Below are 8,678 nucleotides of genomic sequence, written 5' to 3' on the forward strand. Positions count from 1 at the left end.
ACCTTCCCAGAGTTGATCAATGAGAACAACCTGGCAGGTGATATCCTGGATGCAGACTTTGTGGGTGTGAAGATCGGTGATGTGAATGGATCAGCTCAAGCCAATGCCATGGCCAGCGACGACCGTACCCTCAACGGTATCTTCCACCTAAAGGCGGAAGACATCGACATGAAGGCAGGTAATACCTACACGGTAGCCGTGAGTGCCGATGAGCTCAATACAATCGAAGGCTATCAAGCTACGCTACAACTAAGTGGAGTGGAACTAGTAGACATTGAATACGGACAAGCACAAGCAGGCAACTTTGGTCTACGCTTTGCAGACCAAGGCATGATTACGACGAGCTGGAATTGGGAAGGTGCTGCAACTACTGCCGACCACCTGTTCAGCTTGGTACTCAGAGCAACTGAAGACCAGCCACTGCGTGAGGCGCTGAGCATCTCAAGCCGTTACACGGCTGCAGAAGCTTACCGCGGGGGCGAAATGACCGACCTGGGTATTGAATTTACCAACGGTTGGAATGTGGCTGCGGAATTTGCATTGTACCAGAACACGCCTAACCCCTTTGCAGCAGCGACCCTTATCGGGTTCAACTTGCCAACGGACGCGGCGGTGACGGTAACAATCAATGATGCTAGCGGCCGAGTGCTCCGGGTAATCAAAGGTGATTACGCAGCAGGCTACAATACGATCAATGTAACGAAGAAAGATATCCAAGGCGCTACTGGTGTACTAAGCTACACGGTAGAAGCTGGCGAGCATCGCGCAACCAAGCAGATGATTGTGGTGGATTAATATCCTCACGATATATAGACAACAGGCGGCGGCATCCTTAGGGGTGCCGCCGTTTTTTGTTTGTGCCACCAGGTTTAAACCACGAAGGGCAACCGAGGGCAAATTCATGAATTTGCTTTTGTGAATTTAACCGACTGTAGGGGAATCAACCAAACGCAATTTTATTGAAAAGGCGCAGGCCGTGAGGCCGGAGCGCGGGGCCCGGTAGGGCGCAAGGCCGAAGGATGGCAGCGGTATGCAATGCGCAGCACTGCATGAGAGCGAACAGCCTGGTGCCGTAGTGGCGGCGGCGCAGCAACGCTACTACCGGCACGGCCCCGTTTAGTATAGGAATTATTACTGCCCATCCTTTTTTGGCTTAACCCCTTTTATTAAAGGAATGCTTAAATACGAATGGTTAGGGCTGTCAGAGAAAAAACAAGCATTGTTGTTCTTTAGTGTGTTAATATTTTGCAGGCAGGTATCGTTGCGGGATAATGTGTCGCGATAAAAGTGACAGTCAAATTATTGGTTGTTTGTGGTGTTGTAGCTTGTGTTTTAAAGGTGTTTTTTAAAAAAAGGAGCTTCCTTCTTCCTTATTTTGAAAAAAGATTAATATTTATAGTGATTATTGACAATAATTTAAAGTATATTTTTGTCACTTATTTTGTTGTTTGAAGCACAAGGTTCAGGTTATGTGTCATCATAAGTTGCTGGTTAGTAGTTATGTTTGTGTTTTTTGAATATATATATGAATGTTTAAATTATCAATTGTTTTATGTTTTTAATGTCACAAATTATTAATTATTTGCAATTATGATTTTATTTATATGATAGTTGCGCTTAAATTTGTTCTGTGACAAGAAAAGAGTACATCTTATCTGTTACATTCCCCCCCCTTGAGTTTTCTTCAGAATTAGTAAATCAGTATGACCACTTGGTTCATATTGATCTACCGACACAAACACTTTGAACAACACATTTTCCTTTCTTTTATACTACCAATTCGCGTAGTGTATCTCTAGTTAAGGTTGTGTGTTAAAAACGTCCCTGCCTTTAAAGCAGGACTACAATTTTGGCATTTCAGTTGCTATCGAGGAATCTTCGTGATTCCATGATAGCCTATTTTGATATAGGTGTACATCATATAAATGGCACCAGAAGTTTTAGAGAAAGAACACAACAACACAAAGCTAAACCATGGTTAATTATTACACAAAGCCTACGGCGAAAACACCAAATTGGTACCTTATGGTACTCTGTTTGGTGATCCCATTTTTGGGATTCGCGCAAAATGCTCCGGCTTCTCCACTCAATAGCGTAACGCTAGACGGTGCTTGTGAAGACCTGGAGATCCTTAACGTAAGTTGGGCAAACGAGTCGGAATGTGAAGCGGCTGATGGGCAACTGTACTTTACAGTAGCAGATCAAGCAGGTTTTGCAACGCAAACGTACACCCTACAGATGGACTTCGGTACCAAGGTCAAGACCGTTACAGGCCTGACTACAACCGATGGACAACTGACCCTTTCTGGGCTGTACCCCTCGCGTTACGCAAACTTCCAACTTGTCAGAGAGACAGACAACTGTACTTCTTCTACTTTCGAGCGTGCTTATTTAGTTGAGCATGCTTGTGACTTTTCAGAAGGAAGAACATTTTGTGGTTCTGGTTCCATTAGCCATTCCAATTGTGATGGCGAAACGGTGACGATCTACGAAAACAACATTTCTCCCAGCACTTACATCTACACTGATAATGATTATTTGGGATGTATCGCGCACGTAAGTAGTGATTGTGATGTAGAAATGTCAGAACGGGTAATGTGTCTTGATTATAACAAAACGGCACCAACGCCTGGTAATGGTTACGATTATGGTGATGTGACCTTTACAAGAATTGTAGGCGCATCAAATGCTGGTTATTCAGATGTTGTTGCTGAACGTATCAACTGGATCATTTGTAATGGTGAATCTGAAGGTTATTCTCAGTCTCAAGTGAATCAAGCTATTTGGTATGTAACCGATACTTATGATTCGGCTAACCAGTTAGCTAACGACGCAGAAGCTGCTGTTAATAGTGGTAACCTAACAGGTGTTGCGAATGAGATGGTGTTCTTTTTACCAAGCCTAAGTAATATTCAACCATTCGTTGATTATGTGTGTGAGTCAGCTCCTGCCGGCGATTGCGATGTTGTGGTCCGCGCCAAGGGAAGTTGTGGTGGTGAGCAAATTCAGTTACAACTTGATGGCGTAGCTGTACAAACCTGGACGTTGACAACATCATTAACCAACTATACCTATTCTGGCTTTTCAGATGGAGATCAGATTCAGGTTGCTTTCATTAATGATGGCAATAGTGGTTGTGATAAAAATGTTTTTGTTGATTATATCGAAGTTGGTGACAATACTTACCAAACAGAAACCAGTGCTACTAGAACCGGTTGTGGTGATACACAATGGCTAAACTGTAATGGTAACTTTGATTTTGGTAATGTAAACTGTTCTAATACGCCAGTTCCTACCGGGCCTACAGATTACGCTTTTACCTGTGATGATTATATCGAGGTAGGTGTTACTGGTGAGGGAACCGACTGTAGCGCTACTCCAAACGCTCAAGTAAATATTACCAACCCTTCTAACGTCTACCAAGTAGTTGCAGAAGTGGTTTACAAAAATCAGTATCCTGGAAACAGTGTTCAGGTTTTTGATAATGATGGAAATACCTATTGGATTCAGCAAGTCGATATCTCTGGAGCAAGCAGTAATGTTTATGTATATCGTGGTTTAATTACCGACAACCCTTCTTGGATTGGCCATAACTCAGCTACTGGAAGTTGTGCCAGTAACAATGGCTTACAATCTTTGGTGGTTTATCCTTTCCGGAATACAACAATAAAAAGATCCTCTAGTGGCACCTTTACCGCCATTAGTGGATATTGTAATTTAAAGACGTTCACCATTCCGATTCCTACCGATGTTACTTCTCGTACCATTACGGTGTCTCTACCAATTTCAGAGATGACAACGGATGGACGTTTTCTTACCGTTCGTGCTACGGCCGGCGGTGTAACAGCTACCGAAACCATTTATGGCCCAGAGGATGGTTGTTGTTTAGCAGTTGTAGATATTACCCTCAATGACGTTCTTGGAAGTACAAACCAGGTAAGCATTGAAGTGGATACGCGTTCTTCTCAAAATCCTAATGGTAGTGGTTGTGGACAATCATGGGTTATTGCCGGTTTGGTTCACGCCGAAGTAGAATGTCCTAATTTGGGCACTGACTACGGCGATGCTCCTGACTCTTATGGCGATATCTGCTACACCATTAATAATAATGATGGTAATCCTTTCTCTCCTACTCGCTTGGGCGATATGGTTGACACCGAAGACAACAGTCAGCATACTGATGATGCCAACGGTGATGACGACGATGCCAATGGCGATGATGAAGATGGTGTAACCTTCGTTGGTGGTACAGACCTTCAGGGAGGTACAACCAAGCAAATCACCCTTAGCTGGAGCTCCAATGACATGGAAGGCCATATTTATGGCTGGATTGATTGGAACGGCGACGGTGATTTCGATAATCCTTCCGAGCGTGTTATTAACAATTATGTTGTTGGTTCTAATAACAATCGTTCAACAGGCACACATACTTTTACGATTAATGTTCCTAACAGCGTTAGCTGTGGTACTTCTTTCGCCCGATTCACGATCCAAAGTAGTGTCAATGAAGGTGGCCCTACCGGCAACTTCTGTGGCACACTTGATGATGGTCAAGACGGTGAAGTGGAAGATTACCAAGTTAACCTCCTCGGCGGTATCAGTATTACTACTGGCCCCGACGTTGCCATTTGTGCAGGTAGCAATGTGACCATTCAGGCTTCGGCTTCTAATGGTACTGCGCCTTACACTTATGCTTGGGACAACGGTTTGGGCACTGGTGCCAGCCATGTAGTTTCTCCAACCACCACCACTACTTATGGTGTGACGGTGACCGATGCTGCTGGTTGTACAGGTGTTGACGAAATCGTGGTGACGGTTAATCCTAATCCAGATGTTACCATCTCAAAAACCGATGCTTCTTGTGGTGAGAATAACGGTACTGCCACGGCTAGCGCCAATAGCGGAACTGCTCCCTACGCCTTTATGTGGAGCAATGGCTTGGGTACAGGTGCCACTAAAAACAATCTCGCTCCTGGCACTTACGGTGTCACCATATTGGATGCGAATGGTTGTTTTGATATTGGCTCGGTGACCATCGGTAGCAGTGGTGGTGTAACGGTGAATGCCGGTGCAGATGAAACCATCTGTGCAGGCGAAAGTGTCAACCTCGTCGCTGTGTCGAATGGTGGCGCTTCTCCTTATACCTTTAGCTGGAACAATGGCCTCGGAAACGGAGCAACCAAATCGGTGAGCCCTACCTCTACGACCACTTATGTGGTAACGGTGACGGACGCCAACGGTTGTACTGATACCGATGAGGTAGTTGTAGTTGTTAATCCTAATCCATTGGTCAATATCGCTTGTGCGGATGACCCTGTCGAGAATCGAAGTATCACCAATAGTACAGCGACTTGTAACTCGAACATTTATGGATACTATACGGGTAATCTAACGCTAGATTATAATAGTAACCGTCGCTGGAATGTTACTTCCAGTAGCTTCGAGGAGTTTGCTAACGGTACGGCCGTAGCATCTTATCAAATCGTCAACCTGGGTGATGCTAACCTTATCTTCAATGGTAAAGTAGTCTTCCGTGGTCGTACTTATACGCCACCGGTGGGTAGCCCTAAAGAAGGTATCCAGTGTATCGGCGATATTGATAACAGCGACTGGTATTACTACCCTGTTACGGACGGTATCCTTATCGGTGCTGGTGATCTGGCAGGTGCGGTAGTGAAACTCTCTCGCCGTGGTGAATCTTTCCAGGTAGGAACAGGTGCTAACCTGAATGATGCTAATGCATTCGGAGCCTCTGGTTGGACCGACCAGGAAATCTTGAGCCAACCCAATACAGGGCCTGGCCTACGTGAGGGTTCTGGTGGCGACTTCAACGTCAGACTTAGTGGTGTAACACTGCTGAACACTACGCCTGAATGTCTAGCCATCTGTGTAGGAGAATCAACAGTATTGACTGCAAATATCGTAGACGGTGAAAATATCTCTTATGCATGGAGCACTGGCGCTACTTCCGCTTCTATCACAGTTAGCCCAACAGTTACTACTTCTTACGGAGTAACCATAACGGATGGCAACGGCTGTACAGATGAAGATCACGTTACTGTAACAGTGAACGACGCAAATTGGGATGACGTAAGCTTAAACAGCAACGTTTCTAATTGTGACGGAGACTGTGACGGTTCCATCTTCGTAGATGCCAATTATAATTCAACAGGTGAGTACCGCATCGAATATACATTCAATGGCCAGGTGGTTCAGGTACCAGGTACCTATACTGCATCAGCTGGTTTCACACTGAATGGTCTTTGTGCAGGTGTTTATTCTGATTTTACAATTATTGGAGTAGAGACAGGTTGTTCTGCTATTTGGCCAGAAGATATTACAATCACAGAGCCTAATGCACCTAAAGTAGATGTTAGTGATGACCAAGAAATTTGCGAAGGTGAATCGGTTAGCCTCTCTGCATCTGCTTCCGGAGGAACAACTCCTTATACCTTTAGCTGGAACAATGGTTTAGGAAATGGTGCTAATAAAACGGTAAGCCCTAATGTAACGACTACCTATGTTGTTACAGTTACCGATGCCAATGGCTGTACAGATACCAATGAAATTGTCGTAAGTGTTAGTCCTAACCCATTGGTAAATATTGCTTGTGCTGATGATCCAATTTCTTTGCGGACAATTTCTAATAGTTCTCAAACTTGTGGATCTAGCGTTTATGGTTTCTACACAAGCGCTTTGGTAAACAACTATACTTCTAACCGCAACTGGACCATTTCTGGTAGCTCGTTCGAGGAGTTTGCTAACGGAACAGCAGTTGCATCTATGCAAGTGGTGAATCAAGGCGACGCAGACTTGATCTTCAATATGAAGGTGGTATTCCGTGGCCGTACTTTTGCAGCTCCTGCTGGTAGCCCGAAAGAAAATACCCAGTGTATTGGTGATCTCAATAACAGTGACTGGTATTACTACCCAGTTATGGAAGGTTTCATGTACGGTGCCGGCGACCTTGCCGGAGCAGTAGTGAAAATCACACGTCGTGGCGAGTCTTTCCAAGTAGGTACAGGTGCCAACCTGAATGATGCAGCTACCTTTGGTGCTTCAGGATGGAATGATCTAGATGTCCTGAGTCAGCCTACAAATGGCCCTGGTTTAGCCAGTGGTTCTACCTCGGGTGACTTCAATGTAAACCTTTCAGGAACTGCGCTTCTTAATACTACGCCTGAATGTTTGACCATCTGTCTAGGTGAGTCAACTACCCTTACTGCAAATGTAGTAGAGGGTACTGGCGTTTCTTACTTGTGGAGCACTGGAGAAACCACCGCTTCAATCACGGTTACTCCTAACCAAACAATAGACTATGGTGTAACCATCACTGTAGGTAATGGTTGTACCGATTCGGATGAAGTAACAGTGACGGTTAATCCTAATCCTGCAGTTGCAGTAACTGGAACCGACGCCACTTGTGGTGAAAATAATGGTACCGCTACTGCTACTGCTTCAGAAGGAACTGCTCCTTATACTTACATCTGGAACAATGACGCAACTACAGCTACCATCAACAACCTTGCTCCTGGTACTTATTCAGTGACCATCATGGATGCGAATGGTTGTATCGCAGAAGGTAGTGTAACCATCGATAATATCGGCGGCCCAACGGTTAATGCAGGTGCTGACCAGGAAGTATGCGTTGGTACAGAAGTGACCATCACCGCAGTTGCTAGTGATGGTACTGCGCCTTATACTTACAACTGGAACCAAGGTTTGGGAGCAGGTGCTTCGCATACCTTCACACCAGCAACAACAACAAATTACAGAGTGACCGTTACAGATGCGAACGGTTGTACAGATACAGATGTAGTAAGAGTAGTAGTTAACCCTAATCCTACCGTAAGTGTAGCAGGAGTTGATGCTACTTGTGACGAAAACAACGGAACAGCCACAGCAACCGGCAACGGTGGTATGGCTCCTTATACTTACGCTTGGAGTAATGGAGATAACGGTGCAATGGTTACCGGTCTTGCCCCAGGTACTTACACAGTTACAGCAACAGACAGTAAAGGCTGTTACGGCGAAGGCAGTGTAACGATTGAAAATATTCCTGGCCCAACAGCAGACGCTGGCGACGACCAGGAAGTATGTATGGGCACAGAAGTGACCATCACAGCAGTTGCGAATGGCGGAACTGCACCATTTACTTACGCATGGAGCCAAGGTTTGGGAGCAGGTGCTTCACAAACCTTCACGCCTACACAGACCCGCAACTACACGGTAACCATTACGGATGCGAACGGCTGTGAAGCTACAGATGTAGTACGAGTGGTAGTTAATCCTAATCCTACGGTAAGNGTATCTGGCGTTGATGCCACTTGTGGCTTTGACAACGGAACAGCAACNGCATCTGCTTCTGGCGGAACTGCTGCTTACACGTACGCATGGAGCAACGGCGACAGCGGTGCAATGATCACTGGTCTTGCACCAGGTACTTACACNGTTACTGCAACGGACAGCGAAGGCTGTTTCGGTGTTGGCAGTGTAACGATCGACAATGTTGGTGGCCCAACAGTTGACGCTGGTGATGACGAAGAGATTTGTCTTGGCGAAAGCGTAACTCTAACGGCAACGACTAACGGAGGTACTGCACCAGTAAACGTTACTTGGATGCCAGGAAACTTGAGCGGAGTCACGATCACAGTTAGCCCTGGGTCAACAACAACTTA

The 8,678-nt window shown here is 45.4% G+C and carries 2 protein-coding genes; both read left to right on the plus strand.

Annotated features, from left to right (window positions below; genetic code table 11):
- Window positions 1-795: T9SS type A sorting domain-containing protein (locus tag A3EU_RS31690; RefSeq protein WP_044086598.1), on the plus strand; the 795-nt coding region annotated here is incomplete at its 5' end.
- Between the two features lie 2,085 nt (window positions 796-2,880).
- On the plus strand, window positions 2,881-8,678 hold a 5,798-nt coding region (locus tag A3EU_RS0124315), incomplete at its 3' end, for a GEVED domain-containing protein (RefSeq protein ID WP_425412739.1).

The organism is Lewinella cohaerens DSM 23179 (assembly GCF_000379805.1).
GTDB lineage: Bacteria > Bacteroidota > Bacteroidia > Chitinophagales > Saprospiraceae > Lewinella > Lewinella cohaerens.